Consider the following 21,445-nt stretch of genomic DNA (forward strand, 5'->3'; position numbering starts at 1 on the left):
GCTAGCTCTTTGGCTGTTATTCGACGGCGGACGCTTCAATCTTGTCCAGGCGTGGCGCCTTGCTGTTGCAACGACGCTGGTCCTGACGCTGGGCTACTTCTTGCACCTCACGGCGAGTTACAAGGTCAGCCAAGCTGATACCGCTCAGAAATTCGTGAATCTGCAGGCTCAGATCGCACCACAAGTGGTGGGTCAAGCAGGTGTCGCCTTGATGGCAATCACCTTGCCCCTGGCATTTGGTTGCATCGACCGATTCGTTAACCGCATCGATTACCTGGGCGACCTGGATGCCCTGCATGTCGCGGGACAATTGGTAGCCACCGCCCGGACCACGAACGCTGGAAACCAGATTGCTGCGGCGCAATTTGGCAAAAAGCTGCTCGAGGTAGGACAGGGAGATGCCTTGGCGCTCGGAGATATCGGCCAGGGACACCGGCCCGTGCTGCGCGTGCAACGCCAGGTCTAGCATGGCGGTCACGGCGTATCGGCCTTTTGTAGTCAGTCGCATGGACAATTACCACGGAGTTCGGAATGGGGCGAGTATGCAATTCCCGAGTATTTAAGTCAACTATAAGACCTAGTACTTTAGTCAGGTTTACCCGCAAAAGAGCGCGCGCATCATAGCAAAGGCTGGCGGCGCACAGCCAGCAATTGCGCGTTATCGTTCATCACGGGCAAGCCTCGCTCCTACAGGATTCGCGCAAGCCATGCAGGAGCGAGGCTTGCCCGCGAAGAAACTGACTCGGTTTAGCTGGCCTGGCTCTGATCCTTGTCCTTCACACAGGCAAAGTCTTCTTCGCGCAGTTCAGGCAGATCTTTCGCACAGTAATTGCTACCCAGGTCCTTCAGCGCCCCGCACATCCCTTCAAGTCGACCATCTACCGCCTGCAGATGATCGAGCAACTGGTTAATGGCTCGAGCCACCGGGTCCGGCATGTCTTCACCGACACCGTAGGCATCAAAACCAATCTTCTCGGCCATGGCCTTGCGCTTGGCGTCCTGCTCTTCATCGGACTTGACGATGATCCGCCCCGGAATCCCTACCACTGTCGCCCCAGGCGGAACCGCCTTGGTGACCACGGCATTGGAACCCACCTTGGCCCCGGCACCCACAGTAAACGGGCCGAGCACCTTGGCGCCCGCCCCGACCACTACGCCGTCTTCCAGCGTCGGGTGACGCTTACCCTTGTTCCAGCTGGTGCCGCCAAGGGTCACGCCTTGGTACAGGGTGACGTCGTTGCCGATCTCGGCGGTCTCACCGATAACGATGCCCATGCCATGGTCGATAAAGAAGCGACGACCAACCTTGGCGCCCGGATGAATCTCGATCCCGGTCAACCAGCGACCGAAATTCGACACCAGCCGCGCCAGCCATTTCCAGCCCATGCCCCACAACGCTGACGACAGGCGATGGATCCAGATGGCATGCATGCCCGGATAGCACGTCAGAACCTCAAAAGCATTACGCGCCGCCGGGTCACGATGGAAAACACTCTGGATATCTTCACGCAAACGCTCGAACATCATTAATCCTTCCGCTTTAGAAGCTCGCCACGGGCCGCTTTCTGGGTTTCCGTGAGGATGCCACGCAATATATTCATTTCCGCCCGGCTGACCGAGCTGCGTCCGTACAACCGGCGCAGACGCGCCATCAAGTGCCGTGGTTTTTCCGGGTCGAGGAATTCGATGGCCACCAGCGTTTGCTCCAGGTGCTCATAGAATCGCTCCAGCTCATCCATGGTCGCCAGCTCACCACTCTTGGTGGACGCCACTTCATCCTTCTCGACCTTGCTCGGCTGACCTGCGGCCGCCAACCAGGACATACGCACTTCATAGCTCAACACCTGCACCGCCGCCCCAAGGTTCAGCGAGCTGAACTCGGGGTCTGATGGGATGTGCACGTGATAATGACATCGCTGTAGCTCTTCATTGGTCAGGCCGGAATCTTCACGACCGAACACTAATGCAATCTCGGCCCCCTGCCCCGCTTCCTCAACCACCTTCACACCGCATTCGCGGGGATCGAGCAACGGCCAGGGAATACGACGATCGCGAGCACTGGTACCGAGCACCAGATTGCAGCCGACCAAGGCATCTTCCAGAGTGGCGACGACCTGAGCATTTTCAAGGATGTCACCGGCGCCGGACGCACGCGCATCAGCTTCGTGATGCGGGAACAACCGCGGTTCGACCAGCACCAGCCGCGACAGGCCCATGTTCTTCATGGCACGCGCAGCCCCGCCGATATTACCGGGGTGACTGGTATTGACCAGGACGACACGAATGTTTTGCAGCAAGGGAGGCGCTCTCGAACATAAAAGGGGAGCCGAATCTTACATCCCATCCTACCGTTAAGCCATGAAAGCGAACGCCGACCTTCACCTGTAGAAACTTTCTGATAGAATGCCCGGCTTTCTTTAACAACCTTAGGTGACACATCCATGCAGCCCATGCTGAATATCGCGCTGCGCGCCGCCCGCAGCGCCAGTGAATTGATTTTCCGCTCCATCGAGCGCCTGGATACCATCAAGGTCGACGAAAAAGACGCCAAGGATTACGTATCCGAGGTGGATCGCGCCGCCGAACAGAAAATCATCGACGCGCTGCGCAAGGCTTACCCTAATCACTCGATCATGGGTGAAGAAACCGGCATGCACGCCGGTAGCGGCATCGAAGGCGAAGAGTACCTGTGGATCATCGATCCACTGGACGGCACCACCAACTTCCTGCGCGGCATTCCTCACTTCGCTGTCAGCATTGCCTGCAAATACCGCGGTCGCCTGGAGCACGCTGTTGTTCTGGACCCGGTTCGCCAGGAAGAATTCACCGCCAGCCGTGGTCGCGGCGCCCAACTGAACGGTCGTCGCCTGCGCGTCAGCGGCCGCACCAGCCTGGACGGCGCCCTGCTGGGTACCGGCTTCCCGTTCCGCGACGACCAAATGGACAACCTCGACAACTACCTGGGCATGTTCCGCGCCCTGGTTGGCCAGACCGCCGGCATCCGCCGCGCTGGCGCAGCGAGTCTGGACCTGGCCTACGTGGCCGCCGGCCGTTTCGATGCGTTCTGGGAGTCAGGCCTGTCCGAGTGGGACATGGCTGCAGGCGCCCTGCTGATCCAGGAAGCTGGCGGCTTGGTGAGCGATTTCACCGGCGGTCATGACTTCCTTGAGAAAGGCCACATCGTTGCCGGCAACACCAAGTGCTTCAAGGCAGTATTGACGGCGATCCAGCCGCACCTGCCAGCTTCGCTGAAGCGCTAAACGCAAAAGCAACTCAAGAAAACGCCCCGACTTGTTCGGGGCGTTTTTTTTGCACAGAAAAAATCCCCCCCCCAACGTCGCAACCCCCTGTGGGAGCGGGCTTGCCCGCGAAGGCGGCGTACCAGACAACATCAATGCCGACTTCGAGGGCAAGCCCGCCTCCCCACAGGCTCCGCACCTTAACCTATATGCCATAACGAAAAATGCCCCGTATCTTTCGATACGAGGCATTTTCTTGAATCGCCAGCCTGAACAGGCTGGCGTTTCGGCATCGGAAGCTGGACTTAAGCCAGTTTTTCCTTGATGCGAGCTGCTTTACCGGACAGGTCACGCAGGTAGTACAGCTTGGCTTTACGTACGTCACCGCGACGCTTAACGGCCATGCTGTCGATTTGCGGGCTGTAGGTCTGGAAAGTACGCTCTACGCCAACACCGTTGGAGATTTTACGAACGGTGAAAGCACTGTTTACGCCGCGGTTACGCTTGGCGATAACGACGCCTTCGAACGCTTGCAGACGCGAACGATCACCTTCCTTCACTTTCACCTGAACGACAATGGTGTCGCCCGGGGCAAAGGTAGGGATCTCTTTGGTCATCTGCTCTGCTTCGAGTGCAAGGATGATTTTGTTAGTCATGCTGTGCTCCTAAGGTAAATCGTCGGATCTACCATCGATACGTTGTTAACTATCGTCCCGCTCGCGGATGTATTCCTCGAGCAGCTTCTTCTCTTCTCCAGAAAGCGAGCGGCTTTCCAGAAGATCGGCGCGTCGTTCAAAGGTCCTACCAAGGGACTGCTGTAAACGCCAACGCCGGATGTGCGCGTGATTGCCACTTAGCAATACGTCGGGAACACGCTGATCCGCATACACCTCCGGTCGGGTGTAGTGCGGGCAATCCAGCAAACCATCCGTAAAGGAATCTTCCTCGGCGGAGTCCGCATGCCCTAAAGCTCCAGGCAGCAGTCGTGTAACCGCATCGATCAGGACCATCGCCGGCAGCTCGCCGCCAGACAGTACATAGTCGCCAATCGACCACTCTTCATCGACATGAGCATCAATAAAACGCTCGTCAATGCCTTCATAGCGGCCGGCAATCAGGATCAATGCATCCAGATTCGCCAACTCGCGTACCGCCGACTGATTCAGTTGACGGCCTTGGGGGGACAGGTAAATTACCTTCGCCGCCTCCCCGGCTGCAGCCTTGGCCTGAACCAGAGCATCTTCCAGGGGCTTGATCTTCATCACCATGCCCGGACCACCGCCAAATGGGCGATCATCCACAGTGTGATGTCGATCCGTCGTGTAGTCTCGCGGATTCCAACAGGTGAGCTGCAACAGCCCCTGCTTCACCGCCCGACTGGTGATGCCGTACTCGCTGATGGCGGAGAACATCTCGGGAAACAAACTGATCACTTCTACGCGCAGGTTAGCCACGTTTAGAAGTCCGCATCCCATTCCACCTTCATCTCGCCTGCGGCAAGGTCGACAGCCAACACGCATTGCTCCGTATAGGGCAACAGGCGTTCGCGATCATCCAGGCTGCCAGCGCAAGGCTTGACCACCATTACATCATTGGCGCCGGTTTCCAGAAGATGATCGATTTTCCCGAGCAATTGCCCGAGTTGATCAATAACCTTCAGACCTTCCAGCTGGTACCAGTAGTACTCGCCGTCGGTCAATTCAGGGAACAGGTTGCGCGGCACACAGATCTCATAACCAGCCAGAAGACGCGCTTCTTCACGATCATCAAGACCCTTGAGCTTTGCGACCAGGAACTTGTCGCTCCCTCGTCCGCTGACCAGCTCGACCTGCTTCACATTGCCTTCGCGCTTGAGCGTCCAGGTTTTGTACTGCAACAGGTTTTCAGTCGGATCAGTAAAGGAATACACCTTCACTTCGCCGCGAACGCCATGAACAGAATAAATTTTGCCAATAACGATCAAATCATCGGCAACAGCTGGCGTCGCGCTCATATAGCTCAGGCCGCAGCCTTAGCAGATTCCTTCAACAACTGAGCAACGCGCTCAGAAGGTTGTGCACCAACGCTCAGCCAGTAGGCTACGCGCTCTTGGTTCACGGACAGACGAACTTCTTGACCACGAGCAACAGGGTTGAAGAAACCAACCTGTTCCTTGTGCGAACCGTCGCGCGGGTTGCGGCTGTCGGTTACGGTCAAGTGGTAAAACGGGCGCTTTTTGGAGCCGCCAAGGGCAAGACGGATTGTTAGCATGTGAACATCGTTCCTGTAGTCGGTGCTGCAAATCTAAAGGCACAGCGGGCATAGGTGCCCGAAAGGCCGCATATTCTAAGGAATATCCGGACTTTTGCAAATGTCTTTTTCCGGCGCTCTACCAGCCGCCATCCAGATTTGCTATAGAGCCGTCGTTGAAAACGGCCAGTCAGCTCCCGCCAAGTGCGGGTTTGCTGGAGATCCCACGTCCATGTGGGTAGCGCCGACATGACTGCCGGCGCGAATCTTTTACATTTTCGGCATGCCGCCGCCGGGCAACATACCGCCCATGCCGCGCATCATTTTGGCCATTCCGCCTTTCGCGGAGAACTTCTTCATCATCTTCTGCATCTGCTTGTGCTGCTTGATCAAGCGACCGATGTCCTGCACCTGAGTGCCGGAACCCATGGCAATCCGACGCTTGCGCGAACCGCTGATCAGCTCAGGGTCGCGGCGCTCGGCCGGGGTCATGGAGTTGATGATGGCTTCCATCTGCTTGAACTGTTTCTCTGCCGCGCCCTGGGCATTGCCCATTTGCGCCAGGTTCACACCACCCATGTTCGGCAGTTTGTCCATGAGGCCGCCGAGGCCGCCCATGTTTTTCATCTGTTGCAGCTGATCGCGGAAGTCTTCGAGGTCGAACCCCTTGCCCTTCTTCAGCTTCTTGGCCAGTTTGTCGGCCTTGTCTTTGTCGAGGGTCTGCTCGGCCTGCTCGATCAGGCTGAGCACGTCGCCCATGCCGAGGATGCGCGACGCAATACGCTCAGGATGGAACGGTTCGAGCGCTTCGCTCTTCTCGCCCATACCGATGAACTTGATCGGCTTGCCGGTGATGGCACGTACCGACAGCGCCGCACCGCCACGGGCATCGCCGTCGACCTTGGTCAGGATCACACCGGTCAGCGGTAGCGCATCGCCGAAGGCCTTGGCCGTGTTGGCGGCGTCCTGGCCGGTCATGGCATCGACCACGAACAGGGTTTCAACGGGGTTGATCGCGGCATGCAGCGCCTTGATCTCGCTCATCATCTCTTCGTCGATGTGCAGTCGACCGGCGGTATCGACGATGACCACATCAATAAACTTAAGCTTTGCTTCTTTTATAGCTGCTTGCGCGATGTCGACCGGCTTCTGGCTCAGGTCGGACGGGAAGAAGGTTACGCCAACTTCACCCGCAAGCATTTCAAGCTGCTTGATCGCCGCCGGACGGTAAACGTCCGCGGACACGACCATGACCGACTTCTTCTTGCGCTCTTTAAGGAAGCGCGCGAGTTTGCCGGCGGTGGTGGTTTTACCCGCGCCCTGCAAACCCGCCATCAACACGACGGCAGGAGGAACGGCGCTCAGGTTCAAGTCTTCGTTGGCCGCGCCCATCAGGCTTTCGAGTTCGGCCTGGACGATTTTCACGAAGGCCTGGCCCGGCGTCAGGCTGCGCGACACCTCGGTGCCAACAGCGCGCTCCTTGACCGAGTTGACGAAGTCTTTGACCACCGGCAAGGCGACGTCGGCTTCGAGCAACGCCATGCGCACTTCGCGCAGGGTGTCTTTGATGTTGTCTTCGGTCAGCTTGGCCTTGCCGGTGACATGGCGCAGCGTCTGTGAGAGACGGTCGGTTAAGTTTTCAAACATTGCGCGATCCTTTCAGGCCCTGTGTAGACCGGGATAATGGCGGCCCAGACCGGAATAAACATGTGCTCGGCGAGCCTGCGGCGTGGGCAGGTCGCGGATTATAGCGAAGACTGCGTCTGGCGGACACCTCGCCGTCAGGTTGCATGGTCTTTCGTGCCGTGGGGGTTCTATGCCAAACTCAGCGCCTTTCGGGCTTGCCTAACAGGATTTATGCTCCCCTTGTCACCCAGTTTGCTTACCACCCTCGCCGCCGCCTGCTTATATGCCGCTGCGACCCTCTATCAGGGCACTCGTCTGGCCACCGGCGCCAAGGCGAACAAGCGCCTGTTGGTCACGCTCGGAGTGCTGGCCGTGCTGGCTCACAGTGTCAGCCTGATCACCTATCTGCTGACACCGATCGGCCTGGCCCTGGACTTCTTCAGCGCCGCCAGCCTGATCGCCGCCGCGGTTATTGCCCTGACCCTGCTGGCCTGCTCGCGGATTCCGGTGGAAAACCTGCTGCTATTGCTGTTCCCGCTGGGCGCCGCCACCGTGCTGCTGGCACAGTTCGCCCCCGCCGGTACGGTGCAGATCATTGACGAAGAGCCAGGCATTCTCGCCCACATCCTCTTGTCGATCCTCGCTTACGGCATGTTCACCATCGCGGTGTTCCAGGCTTTGCTGCTGCTGGTTCAGGACCATCAGCTCAAACACAAGCATCCGTCCGGGCTGATCAAGAATTTCCCGCCGCTGCAAACCATGGAAAGCCTGCTGTTTGGTTTCCTCTGGGCCGGCTGGAGCCTGCTGTCGTTGTCGCTGATCTCCGGCTGGCTGTTCGTCGAGAACCTGTTCGCCCAGCACCTGGTGCATAAAACCCTGCTGGCGTGCCTGGCCTGGATCGTGTTCAGCGTGCTGCTATGGGGGCGCAACCGCCTCGGCTGGCGCGGACACAAAGCCATCCGCTGGACCCTTGCCGGTTTTTGCCTGCTGATGCTGGCGTATTTCGGCAGCAAGCTGGTCCGCGAATACATTCTGCATATCTGACGGGCGGCATTAATGGACGATTTGCCCATAGGGCCGATGCTCGCGGTACTGGCCCTGCTGATTTTATGGTCGGGGTTGTTTACCGCCATCGAAGCTGCACAACAGCAATTGCTGGCCCAACGCACGGCCTCGCGCTCCAGCGACAAACCCGTGGCGAAGCTGAGTTTTCCACTCAACAGTCTGATCCTGTGCAACACCCTGTGCCGCGCGCTGGTGGTGGTCATCAGCACCCTGCTGGCGATTTTCACCTGGGCGCAAAACGGCCCATGGATTGCTTGCCTCGGCGCCAGCGCGTTGCTGCTGGTGTTCGCCGATTACCTGCCGCGCTCCCTTGCCGTGCGCTATCCGGATGCCGTTCTGGCCCTGGGCAACACGCTGCTCGGGATACCCTTGAAAATCGTCTACCCGGCTGCCTGGCTACTCAATGGCATCAGCCAGCTGCTGACGCGGCCATTCGCTCGCAAAATCAACGTGGTGCAACAAAGCGAAGACGAAGCGCCAGCCGATCGGCATGACGATCACGAACACGCCGCCAGTCGCCCGCATCCGCTATCAGGTATCCACGCGCTGGATAACATCACGGTCAACGATATTCTTGTGCCGCGCAGTGACGTCGACGGAATCAATCTGGACGACCCCCTCGAAGAAATCATCGAGCAATTGCGCCACAACAGACGCACCCGCCTGCCGGTATTCCACAGCGACATCAACCAGGTCGAAGCGGTGCTCAACACCCGGCAGATCCGTCATCTGCTGCCGGATTCAAGCCTGACCATGGAAGCGCTGCTGGCAGCCAGTCACGAACCATACTTCGTACCGGAAAGCACCCCGCTGCAGCTGCAATTGCTGAACTTCCACAAGCAGCAGCGGCGTTTGGGCATGGTGGTCGACGAGTACGGCGAAGTGCTGGGCATCGTGACCCTGGAAGACATTCTCGAAGAAATCGTCGGTGAATTCGAAAGCCAGCACAGCCTGGATAACCCGCACATCCACCCCCAGACCGATGGGCGCCTGGTCATCGAAGGTGCGGCGTCGATTCGCGAACTGAACAAGAGCCTTGGCTGGCACTTGCCCAGCGATGGTCCGAAAACGCTCAATGGACTGGTGACCGAGGCGCTGGAAACGATTCCAGACAGTGCGGTTTGCCTGAAGATCGGGCGTTATCGGCTGGAGATTCTGGAAACGGAAGACAATCGCGTCACGCGCGTGTTGATCTGGCATACCAGCTCAGTGCCTGCCCTTTCCAAAATCTGACACCATCCCCTGTGGCGAGGGGGCTTGGCCTCTTGTTAGATCGTTAGCCGCCTTCCTATAATCGAGCCGCTTACCCAAGCCCCCGCCGAACCACGTGCTTACCCCGCACGCAGCAGGTTCCGGCCAGATCATCGACAATATCCGCATCACTGCGACGACTGTTCCTACCTTGAACAGCGACCGTATCTCAACCCATATCCCTGGGTATTCGACCATAATAATTCGCTCCACTGGGGCACATGACAGTCAGGGATTACCGCATGACGACCAGCACAACGTTCAACGACGCAGCGTCTGTCCAACCAACCAACTCCGCCACTCGAGTAGCCACTGCGAGTTTCATCGGCACGGCCATCGAGTTCTACGACTTTTACGTCTATGCCACCGCAGCAGCGCTGGTGATCGGGCCGGTGTTTTTTCCGCAGACCTCCGGCACCGCCCAGATGCTGTCGGCGTTCCTCACTTTCGGTATCGCCTTCCTTGCGCGGCCACTGGGTTCAGCGCTGTTCGGCCACTTCGGTGACCGCATCGGACGTAAATCGACACTGGTCGCCTCCCTACTGCTCATGGGCGTGTGTACCACGTTGATTGGCGTGCTACCGGGTTACGACAGCATTGGCGCCTGGGCGCCGATCCTGCTTTGTGTGCTGCGCTTCGGCCAGGGCCTGGGGCTGGGCGGTGAATGGGGCGGCGCCGCATTGCTGGCCACGGAGAACGCGCCCAAAGGCAAGCGCGCCTGGTACGGCATGTTCCCGCAACTCGGTCCATCGATCGGGTTTCTGGCGGCCAACGGCCTGTTCCTGACCCTGGCCATGAGCCTGAACGACGAGCAGTTCCGTTCGTGGGGCTGGCGGATTCCGTTCCTGCTCAGTGCCGCGCTGGTGATGGTCGGCCTGTATGTGCGCCTCAAGCTCCACGAAACCCCGGTGTTCGCCAATGCCATGGCTCGCCAGGAGCGGGTGAAGATCCCGCTGGTCGAGCTGTTCAGCCAATACTGGGCGCCGATGCTGCTGGGCGCCGGGTCGATGGTGGTGTGTTACGCGCTGTTCTACATCTCGACGGTGTTTTCGCTGAGCTATGGCGTGTCGACGCTCGGCTACACCCGCGAAACCTTCCTCGCCCTGCTGTGTTTCGCGGTGCTGTTCATGGCGGCCGCAACACCGCTGTCGGCTTGGGCAAGCGATCGTTACGGACGTAAACCGGTGCTGATCATCGGTGGCGTGCTGGCGATTCTGTCCGGATTCCTGATGGAACCGCTACTGACCCAAGGTTCGACCTGGGGCGTGGCGCTGTTCCTGTGCATCGAACTGTTTCTGATGGGCGTGACGTTTGCACCGATGGGCGCACTGCTGCCAGAGCTGTTTCCGACCCACGTGCGCTACACCGGCGCGTCGGCCGCCTACAACCTGGGCGGTATTGTCGGAGCCTCGGCGGCGCCGTTCTTTGCGCAAAAACTGGTGGCGATGGGCGGTTTGAGTTATGTCGGTGGGTATGTATCGGGGGCCGCGGTGTTGAGTTTGATTGCGGTGCTGTGCCTGAAAGAGACGCGGCATAACGATTTGAATCGGGTGGCCTGATAGACCGCCTTCGCGGGCAAGCCCGCTCCCACAGGATTTCAGGTGTACACAAAATTTGTGATCAACCGAAAACCCTGTGGGAGCGGGCTTGCCCGCGATAGCCGCGACTCGGTTACAGCTCTACCACAACAGCCTGGGAAGCACGGGTCGCTTTTGCCCGTGCGGCCTCGATCGATTCATCACGCGCCAACGCCACCCCCATCCGGCGCTGGCCATTGACTTCAGGCTTGCCGAACAGACGCAACGCCGTATCCGGCTCACTCAACGCAGCGCCCAAATTGGCGAATGCGGTCTGAGTCGACTGCCCTTCCACCAGAATCACCGCCGAAGCCGAAGGCCCGAACTGACGGATCAATGGAATCGGCAGGCCCAGGATCGCCCGTGCGTGCAGGGCGAACTGCGACAGGTCCTGGGAAATCAGGGTCACCAGACCGGTGTCATGCGGGCGCGGCGAGACTTCGCTGAACCAGACCTGATCACCCTTGATGAACAGCTCGACGCCAAACAGACCACGGCCACCCAAGGCTTCGGTCACTGCTTTGGCAACGCGCTCGGATTCTGCCAGAGCAACCGGGCTCATGGCTTGTGGCTGCCAGGATTCCTGATAGTCGCCCTTCTCCTGACGGTGACCCACTGGCGCACAGAATGTAGTGCCGCCAACGTGACGCACGGTCAGCAAGGTGATTTCGTAATCGAAGTCGATAAAGCCTTCGATAATCACGCGGCCTTTACCGGCGCGGCCACCTTCTTGAGCGTAATCCCAGGCCTTCTGTACGTCATCGACGCTGCGCAGCAGGCTCTGGCCTTTGCCCGAGGAACTCATGACCGGCTTGACCACGCATGGGAAACCCAAATCTTCGACAGCCTTGCTGTAGTCTTCGAAGGTGTCGGCGAAGTAGTACGGCGACGTCGGCAGGCCCAGCTCTTCGGCGGCCAGGCGACGGATACCTTCGCGGTTCATGGTCAACTGCGCGGCGCGAGCGGTCGGGATCACAGTGAAGCCTTCGGACTCCAGCTCCACCAGGGTCGCGGTGGCGATGGCTTCGATTTCCGGCACGATGAAATCCGGCTTCTCGGCTTCGATCACTGCACGCAGGGCGGCGCCGTCGAGCATGTTGATCACATGGCTGCGATGGGCGACTTGCATGGCAGGTGCATTGGCGTAGCGATCGACGGCAATCACCTCAACGCCCAAGCGTTGCAGCTCGATCACCACTTCCTTGCCCAACTCACCACAGCCACACAGCAATACGCGGGTCGCGGTTGGCGACAATGGAGTTCCGATACGGGTCATCTCAGGTCCTCAAGAAGCGGATCATCGAGGGATGCGGTGCCTGGCACGCTTCCCATGGGGAGAAAGCGCGGCATTTTACATGAACCTGAGGGTTTGGCTTCAGCTGACGACGGCCTGATTACGCAAGCGCCAGGCCATGATCAGCCATACAACCGTCACACCTGCGAACTTCGAGCCCATGGCGGTGAGGATCACGGCCGGAGTGAAGGCATCGATCATGCCGAAGAAGATGAAGGTGTCCAGCGGGATGCTCAGCGCCGAACTTATCCACAGGCGATCGTGCAATGGACGCTTGGTGGCGCTGAACACCAACCAGTCGATGCCCTCGGACACGGCGAATGCGATGGCGCTGGCCAGGGCAATGGACGGATCGGAAGTGACATAGGACAGCACCAGCGCCACCAGCATCGCCGCGATCGCGCCGTGACCGAAGCGGGTTTGCACCATGTCCCGCAGCACGAACACCAGCCCACCCCAGGCCGACCAGATGATGTCCAGGTGCGGGGCGCTGGAAAAGGCATAATTGATCAGCACGACGCTGCTGATGTAGGCAATCAGGAAGAACATGGGACGGGGAGATACCTGTCAATTTGGTGCACAGGGTACTTCAGTCACGCAGCGGCATAAATCAAAAGATCGCAGCTGCTACAGGTCGGGCGTTTTGCCCAACATCCAGATCAACCCGCTCGACTTCGCCCGCTCATGACACAACCCCAACACCTTGCGCCGCTCTGCGTTGTCCATCCGGCTCCAGCGGGTGATTTCTTCCACCGTGCGCTGACACCCAGTGCAAATGTCATCCTCATCCAGCGCACAAATGTTCACGCACGGCGATGGAACCGGTCGTTCAATGGTGCTCATTCTTCCTGCTCGATCAGATCGCGGGCATAACGCTGCGAGTTGTGCACATAGTGAGCCGCACTGGCTTCGAGCATCTTCTTTTGCGGCTCGGTCAATTCGCGTACGACCTTGCCCGGTGAGCCCATGACCAATGAGCCGTCCGGAATTTCCTTGCCCTCACCGATCAGAGAATTGGCCCCGATGATGCAGTTCTTGCCGATTTTCGCGCCATTGAGAATCACCGCATTAATACCGATCAGGCTGTAATCGCCCACCGTGCAGCCGTGGAGCATGGCGTTGTGGCCGATGGTCACGCCGGTGCCAATGGTCAGCGGGTAGCCCATGTCGGTGTGCATCACGGTGCCGTCCTGCACGTTGCTGTTCTTGCCGATCAGGATCAATTCGTTGTCGCCGCGCAACACGGCGTTGAACCAGACGTTGGCGCCCTCTTCCAGTTTGACCTTGCCCACCAGCACGGCATTGGGGGCGACCCAACTCTGCGGATGGGTGTCGACGCGGGCGTCGCCCAAGCGGTATTTCATCTTGTTTTCCTCAAGGCTCAGACTGCCGCGGGTTCACGGGTTCACGCCATACGCGCGATGGCTTCAGGTTTTGATAAAATTCTTGGGGGGTTGATGCAGGCTGATTTTCGCGTCATAGAGCAGGTTGATCAACTCAACAATCATGATCGCCGTCAGCCCCCAGATCTTGTACTCGCCATAACGGTAGCTTGGCACGTACCAACTGTGGCCCTGATAGTCGATGCGGTGAGTGTGCTCTCGCGGGTCCTTGCGGAAGAACTCCAGCGGCACGCTGAACACGGCAGCAATCTCGGCATCGTTGGCCAGGTATTCGACGAAATCCGGAATCACGCCGACATAGGGCGTGACCTTGATGCCGTGCAGAGAGATCAGTGGGCTCAGCGGGCCGATCACTTCGACCAGCCCCGGCGGCAGGCCGATTTCTTCTTCGGCTTCGCGCAGGGCGGTAAAAATCAGGTCAGGGTCTTCGGGGTCGCGTCGACCGCCGGGGAAGGCGACTTCGCCGCCATGGGTCGAGAGCCCGCTGGCGCGAAGGGTTAGCACCAATTCCGGTTCGTCACTGCGCGTGATAGGCACCAATACCGCGGCTTCGGGGAAACGCAGGTCGGTTTCCAGCGTACGCGGCGTGTGATTGCTTACCCGGTGCAGTAGCTCGTCCAGCATGAGTCTTCTCGATCTGTGCCTTACCCTGCATCATGCACCAATCGCACCGGCCGCCCAAGCCCCGAACAGCCTCATGTCGCGAAACGACAACTTGCCGACCGACACCGCTGCACGCCAAGATAGGCGCAGCATTCAGGAACCCAAGCATGAAATTTTGCAGCCAATGCGGCAACCCGGTAACCCAGCGCATTCCCGAAGGCGATTCGCGCCTGCGTTTTGTCTGCGACAGCTGTCATACCATCCATTACCAGAACCCCAATATCGTCGCCGGTTGCGTGCCGATCTGGGGTTCGAAGGTGTTGCTGTGCCGTCGCGCCATCGAGCCACGGCTCGGTTACTGGACCCTGCCCGCCGGCTTCATGGAAAACGGTGAGACCATCGAACAGGCCGCCATTCGCGAAACCGCCGAAGAAGCCTGTGCCCGGGTGCGCAACCTGAGTATCTATACGCTGATCGACGTGCCGCACATCAGCCAGGTGCATGTGTTCTTTCGCGCCGAGCTGGTGGACCTGGATTTTTCCGCGGGTCCCGAGAGCCTGGAAGTGCAACTGTTCGAAGAAGCCGACATCCCTTGGGACGAACTGGCTTTCCGCACGGTGGGGCGTACCTTAGAATACTTCTTCGCTGACCGGCGGACCGAGGTCTACCCCGTGCGGTCCGAATCGATCCCCCCGCTGGTCCAGCCTGCCATCATTTAATGCGCCTACACGTAAAAGCATCTATAAAATAAATAATCGCGACACCTCTTAGGGATATCGTTTCAATGCGCTGGTTGCTTGCCGTTTTTTGCTTGTCGTTCGTCGCTGTCAGCCAGGCTTCCTCCACGGAAACGCTGGACGGCAAAGTCATCGAAAAAGTTCTGGTTCTCAAATCCGCCCATCAATTGCAATTAATCAATGACGGCAAGCCGATCAAGACCTATCGCATTTCCCTGGGCAAACGCCCAACGGGGCCAAAACTGATGGAGGGTGACAAACGCACCCCCGAAGGCTTTTATTGGGTGGACTGGCGCAAGATCAGCGACCGTTTCAACCTGTCGATGCACATCTCCTACCCCAACATCAGCGACGCCGCCCGTGCCCGGCGCGAAGGCGTCGAGCCTGGCGGCATGATCATGATCCACGGCACCCCGGACACCGAAGACAATCCGGAAGACCTGTTCCATACGCTGGACTGGACCGACGGCTGCATCGCCATGCGTAATATGGACATGCGTGAGGTTTGGGGCTTGGTGCCGGATGGAACGATGATTGAGATTCGTCCGTAACCTCCCCCCGTAATGATCGTTCCCACGCTCCGCGTGGGAATGCAGCCCGGGACGCTCCGCGCCCCCTCCAGAGCCGAACGCGGAGCGTCCGTAGAGGCATTCCCACGCAGAGCGTGGGAACGATCAAGTGACTACCTTCGGTCGGTATCGAAAAATAAATTCAAAAGATCGCAGCCTGCGGCAGCTCCTACAGGGTAGATACCATTGCCACCTGTAGGAGCTGCCGCAGACTGCGATCTTTGCTTTCAAATCCCCAACCTCTAATACCACTTAAAAACAAACCCTCTAAGCCCTATCAATCAGGGCAGGCTTTAACGCGCCCACAGCAAAGTACTGGCATTGACATGGTATTTAAGTGGTATTAGTTTCGCCGCATCACCGAGCGACAACAATCCTACATCCGCATCGGACCAAACCTACATGAATGACCTCCAGGCCCTACGTCCTGACGACACCCAGCCCACGCCGCTGTACTTGCAACTGGCGCGCAATCTGGAAGCGGCGATCCATGCCGGCCAGTGGAAAGCCGAACAGGCGATGCCGTCGGAGCGCAATCTCAGCGAACGGCTGGGCATCTCTCGCGTCACCGCGCGTAAAGCGCTGGAAGTGCTGTTCGAGCAAGGCCTGATCCGTCGAAATCAGGGCTCCGGCACATTCATCACGCCACGTCTGGAACAACCGCTGTCGCGCCTCTCGGGCTTCAGCGAAATGCTCCGGCTCAAGGGTTTCGTCCCCGGTTCGCAATGGCTGGAACGGGAAATCACCCCGCCGACCCACGAAGAATTGATCCGTCTCGGCCTGTCGCCCAACGACAAGGTCGCGCGACTCAAACGCTTGCGCAAAGCCGACGACACAGTGATGGCGATCGAGATGAGCACCCTGCCCGCCTCGATCATTCCCAAGCCGCAAGCGGTGGGCGACTCCCTCTACGAATACCTCGACGGCATCGGCAAACCGGTGGTCCGCGCCCTGCAACACATTCAGGCAATCAACGCCTCGGACGAATTCGCCGCGCTGGTGGGCATCGCCCCTGGCACCGCCATGCTGCTGATGACCCGGGTCGGCTACATGGAAGACAACACGCCGATCGAAGTCACCGACACCTATTGCCGCAACGACTACTACGACTTTGTCGCAGAGCTTCGCCGCTAAACCAGAGAACCGATCATGTCCGAAGACAACATCCTCACCGCTCACGGCTGGGTTCGCGGCCGGCTGATCCACGAACACGGCAAGGTCGTGTCCATCGAAGGCCAGCCGTGCGATCCGGCGGACAACGACTTGCCTTACCTGCTGCCGGGTTTCATCGACCTGCACGTTCACGGCGGCGGTGGCAAAGACATCATGGAAGGCGCGCCCGCCTTCGAAACCATCACTAAAACCCACGTGCGGTTTGGCACTACGTCGCTGCTGGCGACCACCATGACTGCACCGAACGAAGAAATCTCGCGAGTGCTCAAGGACCTCGGCGAGTTCTGCGAGCAGCGGCCCAAAGGCAGCGCCCGAGTCCTCGGCGTGCACCTCGAAGGCCCGTACATCAACCCCGGCAAACTCGGCGCTCAGCCGAATTTCGCCCACACCGCGTTGATGGTCGAAGTCGAAGAATACCTGGCGCTGGCGCCGATCCGGGTGATCACCATCGCCCCGGAAATCGCCGGTCACGACGGTTTGATCCGCGCCCTCAGCGCTCGCGGCGTGCGCATGCAAATCGGCCACACGCTGGGCAGCTACGAGGAAGGCGTCGCTGCGCTTGCGGCCGGTGCCAGCAGCTTCACCCACCTCTACAACGCCATGAGCCCGCTGCACCACCGCGAGCCGGGCATCGTCGGCGCGGCGCTGGCCCACGCCAAGTACGCCGAGCTGATTCCGGATCTGCTGCACGTGCATCCCGGCGCCATCCGCGTGGCCCTGCGCTCGATCCCGTGCCTGTATTGCGTCACCGATTCCACCGCCGCGGCCGGCATGCCGGACGGCGAATACAAGCTTGGCAGCCACACCGTGACCAAATGTCTGGGTGGCGTGCGCCTGCCTGACGGCACGCTGGCTGGCAGCACCCTGACCATGGATCAGGCGCTGCGCAACCTGGTGAAGATCGGTCTGCCGATCAGCGAAGCCTCGCAACGTCTTTCGCAATTCCCCGCCGACTACCTCGGCCTTCAAGAACGCGGGCGCCTGCAACCGGGCGCCTGGGCCGACTGCGTGCGGCTGGATCGCTCACTCACACTGACCGCCGTCATGGTCGAAGGAGAAGACATTGACTTCAAAAATGCTTGAAGAGGCGCTGTCCTCCTTCGAGGCCGTGCAAGCCCAATTGCAGCAACTCGACCCGCAGATGATCGAGATCGCCGGACGCCTGCGTCGTCAGCCGCCGCAAGTGGCGATGACTGTCGCTCGCGGCAGCTCCGACCATGCGGCGAGCTACTTTGCCTACCTGACCATGCAGCAACTGGGCATTCCGGTGGCATCGCTACCGATGTCGGTGGTGACCATGCAGCAAGCACCGTTGAAGGTCAGTGGCCAGGTCGCGTTCGCCTTCTCGCAGTCGGGGCAAAGCCCGGATCTGGTGAACAGCCTGCGTCTGTTGCGCAAGCGCGGTGCCCTGAGTATCTCCATGGTCAACGCTGAGAACTCGCCTTTGGAAGCAGCCTGCGAATTCAGCCTGCCGCTGTGCGCCGGCACCGAAAGCAGCGTCGCCGCGACCAAGAGTTTTATCGCCACCCTCACCGCCAGCGCCCGCCTGATCGCCCACTGGAAAGAAGACGTGGAATTGCTGGAAGCAGGCCTTGCCCTGCCGGAAGGTCTGCGCGAAGCGGCAAAACAGGACTGGAGCCTGGCCATCGATACGTTGCGCGATTGCCAACGCTTGATGGTAATCGGCCGTGGCGCCGGTTTCGCCATCGCCCAGGAAGCGGCCCTCAAATTCAAGGAAACCTCGGCGATCCAGGCCGAAGCCTTCAGCAGCGCCGAAGTCCGGCACGGCCCGATGGCGTTGATCGATGAGAACTATCCGCTGTTGATCTTCGCCCCGCGCGGCGCCGAGCAGGCCGGGTTACTGAGCCTGGCCGCTGACATGCGCCAGCGCGGCGCCCGCGTGCTACTGGCCGCGCCTGATGACGTCGCCGAACGCGACCTGACCCTGAGCCGCGCGGAACACCCGGCCCTGGACCCGATTCTGGCGATCCAGAGTTTCTACGTCATGGCTGCAGGCTTGGCCGTCGCCCGAGGCATGGACCCGGACCAGCCGCGTCATTTGAGCAAAGTGACGCGCACGCACTAGTCGAACGGCAAGCGAACAACCCTGAGTTGCTCCGAACCGTCGTTTTTTATAAATGAGACCGAGCCATGCACAACAACAATAAAGAGCTGACCCTCAGCGCCCCGCTCAGCGGCCCGGTGCTCACACTCGCCAAAGTCCCGGACCCGGTGTTCGCAAGCGGCGCCATGGGCGACGGGATCGCCATCGATCCGCTGAACGACACCTTGTACTCGCCCTGTGAAGCTGTGGTGACCCACGTCGCCCGCACTGGCCACGCCATCACCTTGCGCGCCGATAACGGTGCCGAGTTGCTGCTGCACCTGGGCCTCGATACGGTCGAGTTGCAGGGCGTCGGTTTCTCGATGCTGGTCAAGGAAGGGGCGCGCGTCAGTAACGGTCAACCGCTGCTGCGTTATGACCTTGACCAGGTCGCGCAGCAGTGCAAAAGCCTGGTCAGCCTGATGATCCTGACTAACAGCCAAGACTTTCAGGCGCGGCCGATTACGCTGAAATCGGTGAAGGTCGGCGATCCATTGCTGCACATCGTGCCGAAACTGGCTAACGGTGTGCAGATTGACATTGAGGTCGTTGGCATCGAGGTTCAGGGGCATATTCATGTCGCCCATCGCGGCGGCCTGCACGCCCGGCCTGCCGCGCTGATCCGCCAGACCGCTCAACAGTTCACGAGCAAATCCTGGCTGCACTTCGCTGGCAAATCGGCGGCCTGCGACAGTTTGATCGGCCTGATGGGACTGGCCGTCGGTGAGCAGGATGAAATCAGGGTCAGCTGCCAGGGACCGGACGCCGAGGCCGCGCTGCAAGCTCTGTTGGCGGCGTTATCCACAGCCCTGGCCGAAGACAACCACGCCGCTGTGCCAGCCCCGATCGTCCAACGCAATCGCCCTGCCGAAGCGGGCGTGTTGCATGGCGTGTGCGCCGCTTCCGGTTTGGTGGCTGGGCCGTTGTTTCGTTTGAACTCGATCAGTCTGCCGATGGATGTCGGCAATCATGAGCCGGTGCAACAACGGCATGCTCTCGACGCCGCGCGGACCCAGGTCCGGGGTGAAATCGACACCACGCTGGCCCAAGCGAAGAAGCACAAGAATACTGACGAAGAAGCCATCTTCGCCGCGCATCTGGCGCTGCTCGAAGACCCGGCGTTGCTCGATGCGGCTCATCAGTCCATCGACCAGGGCATCGCGGCGACTCACGCCTGGAGCCAATCCATCGACGTGCAATGCGAGGTGCTTCAGCAACTCGGCAGCCCGTTGCTGGCCGAACGCGCCAACGACCTGCGCGATCTCAAACAACGTGTGCTACGCGCTCTGCTCGGTGAAACCTGGCAGTACGACGTGCCGGCCGGCGCCATCGTCGCGGCCCATGAACTGACCCCGTCCGACCTGTTGCAACTGAGCCAGCAAAGTGTGGCCGGGTTGTGCATGGCCGAGGGCGGCGCGACTTCCCATGTGGCGATTCTCGCCCGCGGTAAAGGCTTGCCGTGCATGGTTGCGCTGGGTTCGACGCTGCTGGATCAGGAGCAAGGTCAAGCGGTAGTGCTGGATGCCGACGGCGGACGTCTCGAACTGACGCCCAACGCCGCGCGCCTGGCCGAAGTGCATCAGGCGCAACTCGATCATAAACAACGTCGCGCCCTGCAACAGGCTCAGGCTCACACCCCGGCACTGACACTTGATGGTTTGCACATCGAAGTCGCCGCCAATGTTGCTTCTAGCGCTGAAGCGGCCGATGCACTGGCCAATGGCGCCGATGGCGTCGGCCTGCTGCGCACCGAATTTCTGTTTGTGGACCGCAACACAGCGCCGGACGAACAGGAACAACGCATCGCCTATCAAGCCGTGCTCGATGCCATGGGCGACAAATCGGTGATCATCCGCACCATCGACGTCGGCGGCGACAAGCAACTCGACTATTTACCGCTTCCCGACGAAGCGAATCCGGTGCTCGGTTTGCGCGGTATTCGTTTGGCCCAGGTCCGCCCGGAACTGCTGGATCAGCAACTGCGCGCACTGCTGCAAGTCAGTCCGTTGTCGCGTTGTCGGATCCTGCTGCCGATGGTCACCGAAGTCGATGAACTGCTGCACATCCGCCAGCGTCTCGATGCGCTGTGCGGAGAACTCGGCCTGAGCCAACGCCCGGAGCTGGGCGTTATGATCGAAGTCCCGGCCGCCGCATTGCTGGCCGAGCAACTGGCCGAACACGCGGACTTCCTGTCGATCGGCACCAACGATTTGTCCCAATACACCCTGGCCATGGACCGCGACCACGCCGGCCTCGCCTCCCGCGTCGATGCGCTGCACCCGGCGCTGCTGCGGCTGATCGCCCAGACCTGCGCCGGTGCGGCGGTGCATAACCGTTGGGTCGGCGTCTGCGGCGCCCTCGCCTCCGATCCGTTGGCCACGCCGGTGTTGATCGGCCTGGGGGTCAGGGAGTTGTCGGTCAGCCCGGTGCAGATCGGTGAAATCAAGGACCGCGTCCGCCATCTCGACGCCGATGAATGCCGACGCATCAGCCAGGACTTGCTCAAGCTGAGCAGCGCCAGCGCGGTGCGTCACGCCTGTCACCAGCAATGGCCTCTGAGCTGAGCTCACAACAA

The 21,445-nt window shown here is 59.9% G+C and carries 23 protein-coding genes; 10 read left to right on the forward strand and 13 right to left on the reverse strand.

Annotation, left to right across the window (positions count from 1 at the left end):
• Positions 1 to 16: 16 nt before the first annotated feature.
• The 3 genes from iscR to trmJ all read right to left on the reverse strand — a co-directional run bounded on the left by iscR (position 17) and on the right by trmJ (position 2,297).
• Entirely contained in the window at positions 17 to 508 is a 492-nt protein-coding gene (iscR, locus tag MMG91_RS16910; RefSeq protein WP_007903581.1) for a Fe-S cluster assembly transcriptional regulator IscR, read from the reverse strand.
• A gap of 239 nt (positions 509 to 747) precedes the next feature.
• Positions 748 to 1,524 (reverse strand): serine O-acetyltransferase, encoded by a 777-nt coding sequence (cysE, locus tag MMG91_RS16915; RefSeq protein WP_007903579.1) that lies wholly within the window; start codon positions 1,522 to 1,524, stop codon positions 748 to 750.
• 2 nt (positions 1,525 to 1,526) lie between these two features.
• Entirely contained in the window at positions 1,527 to 2,297 is a 771-nt protein-coding gene (trmJ, locus tag MMG91_RS16920; RefSeq protein ID WP_052967502.1) for a tRNA (cytosine(32)/uridine(32)-2'-O)-methyltransferase TrmJ, read from the reverse strand.
• Between the two features lie 144 nt (positions 2,298 to 2,441).
• Here trmJ and suhB point away from each other — a divergent pair, with 144 nt between their 5' ends.
• Positions 2,442 to 3,260 (forward strand): inositol-phosphate phosphatase, encoded by an 819-nt coding sequence (gene suhB, locus MMG91_RS16925; protein ID WP_038981724.1) that lies wholly within the window; start codon positions 2,442 to 2,444, stop codon positions 3,258 to 3,260.
• A gap of 284 nt (positions 3,261 to 3,544) precedes the next feature.
• Here the strand turns inward: suhB and rplS are convergent, their stop codons facing one another.
• The 5 genes from rplS to ffh all read right to left on the reverse strand — a co-directional run bounded on the left by rplS (position 3,545) and on the right by ffh (position 7,115).
• Positions 3,545 to 3,895: a 50S ribosomal protein L19 gene (gene rplS / locus MMG91_RS16930; protein ID WP_003175895.1), complete on the reverse strand. Its 351-nt coding sequence runs from the start codon at positions 3,893 to 3,895 to the stop codon at positions 3,545 to 3,547.
• A 45-nt stretch (positions 3,896 to 3,940) separates the two neighbouring features.
• A complete protein-coding gene (gene trmD / locus MMG91_RS16935; protein WP_310660209.1) occupies positions 3,941 to 4,714 on the reverse strand; it encodes a tRNA (guanosine(37)-N1)-methyltransferase TrmD in 774 nt (257 codons plus the stop codon).
• Positions 4,696 to 5,232, reverse strand: a complete 537-nt coding sequence (gene rimM / locus MMG91_RS16940) for a ribosome maturation factor RimM (RefSeq protein WP_305446784.1) — start codon at positions 5,230 to 5,232, stop codon at positions 4,696 to 4,698. The genes trmD and rimM overlap by 19 nt, the downstream gene beginning before the upstream one ends.
• Before the next feature lie 5 nt (positions 5,233 to 5,237).
• A complete protein-coding gene (gene rpsP, locus MMG91_RS16945; protein ID WP_003198088.1) occupies positions 5,238 to 5,489 on the reverse strand; it encodes a 30S ribosomal protein S16 in 252 nt (83 codons plus the stop codon).
• 249 nt (positions 5,490 to 5,738) lie between these two features.
• Positions 5,739 to 7,115 carry a signal recognition particle protein gene (gene ffh / locus MMG91_RS16950; protein ID WP_305446785.1) on the reverse strand — a complete coding sequence of 459 codons (1,377 nt, stop codon included), beginning with the start codon at positions 7,113 to 7,115 and terminating at the stop codon, positions 5,739 to 5,741.
• A gap of 210 nt (positions 7,116 to 7,325) precedes the next feature.
• Here ffh and MMG91_RS16955 point away from each other — a divergent pair, with 210 nt between their 5' ends.
• The 3 genes from MMG91_RS16955 (at position 7,326) to MMG91_RS16965 (ending at position 10,969) form a co-directional block, all read left to right on the forward strand.
• Complete coding sequence (locus MMG91_RS16955) at positions 7,326 to 8,138, forward strand: inner membrane protein YpjD (protein ID WP_030129838.1); 813 nt, start codon at positions 7,326 to 7,328, stop codon at positions 8,136 to 8,138.
• Between the two features lie 12 nt (positions 8,139 to 8,150).
• Positions 8,151 to 9,392 (forward strand): transporter associated domain-containing protein, encoded by a 1,242-nt coding sequence (locus MMG91_RS16960; RefSeq protein WP_310660210.1) that lies wholly within the window; start codon positions 8,151 to 8,153, stop codon positions 9,390 to 9,392.
• A 260-nt stretch (positions 9,393 to 9,652) separates the two neighbouring features.
• Positions 9,653 to 10,969: an MFS transporter gene (locus MMG91_RS16965; RefSeq protein WP_305503158.1), complete on the forward strand. Its 1,317-nt coding sequence runs from the start codon at positions 9,653 to 9,655 to the stop codon at positions 10,967 to 10,969.
• A gap of 112 nt (positions 10,970 to 11,081) precedes the next feature.
• Here the strand turns inward: MMG91_RS16965 and purT are convergent, their stop codons facing one another.
• The 5 genes from purT to MMG91_RS16990 form a co-directional block, all read right to left on the reverse strand.
• The gene (gene purT, locus MMG91_RS16970) at positions 11,082 to 12,263 is read right to left on the reverse strand and encodes a formate-dependent phosphoribosylglycinamide formyltransferase (protein ID WP_123719429.1); all 1,182 of its coding nucleotides are present in this window, start codon (positions 12,261 to 12,263) and stop codon (positions 11,082 to 11,084) included.
• A 99-nt stretch (positions 12,264 to 12,362) separates the two neighbouring features.
• A complete protein-coding gene (locus MMG91_RS16975) occupies positions 12,363 to 12,830 on the reverse strand; it encodes a preQ0 transporter (RefSeq protein ID WP_310660211.1) in 468 nt (155 codons plus the stop codon).
• 78 nt (positions 12,831 to 12,908) lie between these two features.
• Positions 12,909 to 13,124 (reverse strand): DUF1289 domain-containing protein, encoded by a 216-nt coding sequence (locus MMG91_RS16980; RefSeq protein ID WP_048395449.1) that lies wholly within the window; start codon positions 13,122 to 13,124, stop codon positions 12,909 to 12,911.
• Positions 13,121 to 13,645 (reverse strand): gamma carbonic anhydrase family protein, encoded by a 525-nt coding sequence (locus MMG91_RS16985; protein WP_310660212.1) that lies wholly within the window; start codon positions 13,643 to 13,645, stop codon positions 13,121 to 13,123. Before MMG91_RS16985 ends, MMG91_RS16980 begins: the two co-directional genes overlap by 4 nt.
• Positions 13,646 to 13,708: 63 nt before the next feature.
• Positions 13,709 to 14,308 (reverse strand): CoA pyrophosphatase, encoded by a 600-nt coding sequence (locus tag MMG91_RS16990; protein WP_305503164.1) that lies wholly within the window; start codon positions 14,306 to 14,308, stop codon positions 13,709 to 13,711.
• 146 nt (positions 14,309 to 14,454) lie between these two features.
• On the opposite strand from MMG91_RS16990, the gene MMG91_RS16995 reads away from it, so the two are divergent.
• From MMG91_RS16995 to ptsP, 6 genes are all read left to right on the forward strand, one after another.
• On the forward strand, positions 14,455 to 15,006 hold the full coding sequence (locus MMG91_RS16995) for an NUDIX hydrolase (RefSeq protein WP_305503165.1): 552 nt from the start codon (positions 14,455 to 14,457) through the stop codon (positions 15,004 to 15,006).
• Positions 15,007 to 15,071: 65 nt separating this feature from the next.
• The gene (locus MMG91_RS17000) at positions 15,072 to 15,575 is read left to right on the forward strand and encodes a murein L,D-transpeptidase family protein (RefSeq protein ID WP_305503167.1); all 504 of its coding nucleotides are present in this window, start codon (positions 15,072 to 15,074) and stop codon (positions 15,573 to 15,575) included.
• 420 nt (positions 15,576 to 15,995) lie between these two features.
• A complete protein-coding gene (locus tag MMG91_RS17005) occupies positions 15,996 to 16,727 on the forward strand; it encodes a GntR family transcriptional regulator (RefSeq protein ID WP_305503168.1) in 732 nt (243 codons plus the stop codon).
• Positions 16,728 to 16,742: 15 nt separating this feature from the next.
• Positions 16,743 to 17,849: an N-acetylglucosamine-6-phosphate deacetylase gene (nagA, locus tag MMG91_RS17010; RefSeq protein ID WP_310660213.1), complete on the forward strand. Its 1,107-nt coding sequence runs from the start codon at positions 16,743 to 16,745 to the stop codon at positions 17,847 to 17,849.
• The gene (locus MMG91_RS17015; RefSeq protein ID WP_305446793.1) at positions 17,830 to 18,852 is read left to right on the forward strand and encodes an SIS domain-containing protein; all 1,023 of its coding nucleotides are present in this window, start codon (positions 17,830 to 17,832) and stop codon (positions 18,850 to 18,852) included. Before nagA ends, MMG91_RS17015 begins: the two co-directional genes overlap by 20 nt.
• A gap of 65 nt (positions 18,853 to 18,917) precedes the next feature.
• Entirely contained in the window at positions 18,918 to 21,434 is a 2,517-nt protein-coding gene (gene ptsP / locus MMG91_RS17020; protein ID WP_310660214.1) for a phosphoenolpyruvate--protein phosphotransferase, read from the forward strand.
• The last annotated feature ends 11 nt before the right edge of the window (positions 21,435 to 21,445 follow it).

This window comes from Pseudomonas sp. JL3 (genome assembly GCF_031570575.1).
GTDB lineage: Bacteria > Pseudomonadota > Gammaproteobacteria > Pseudomonadales > Pseudomonadaceae > Aquipseudomonas > Aquipseudomonas cucumis.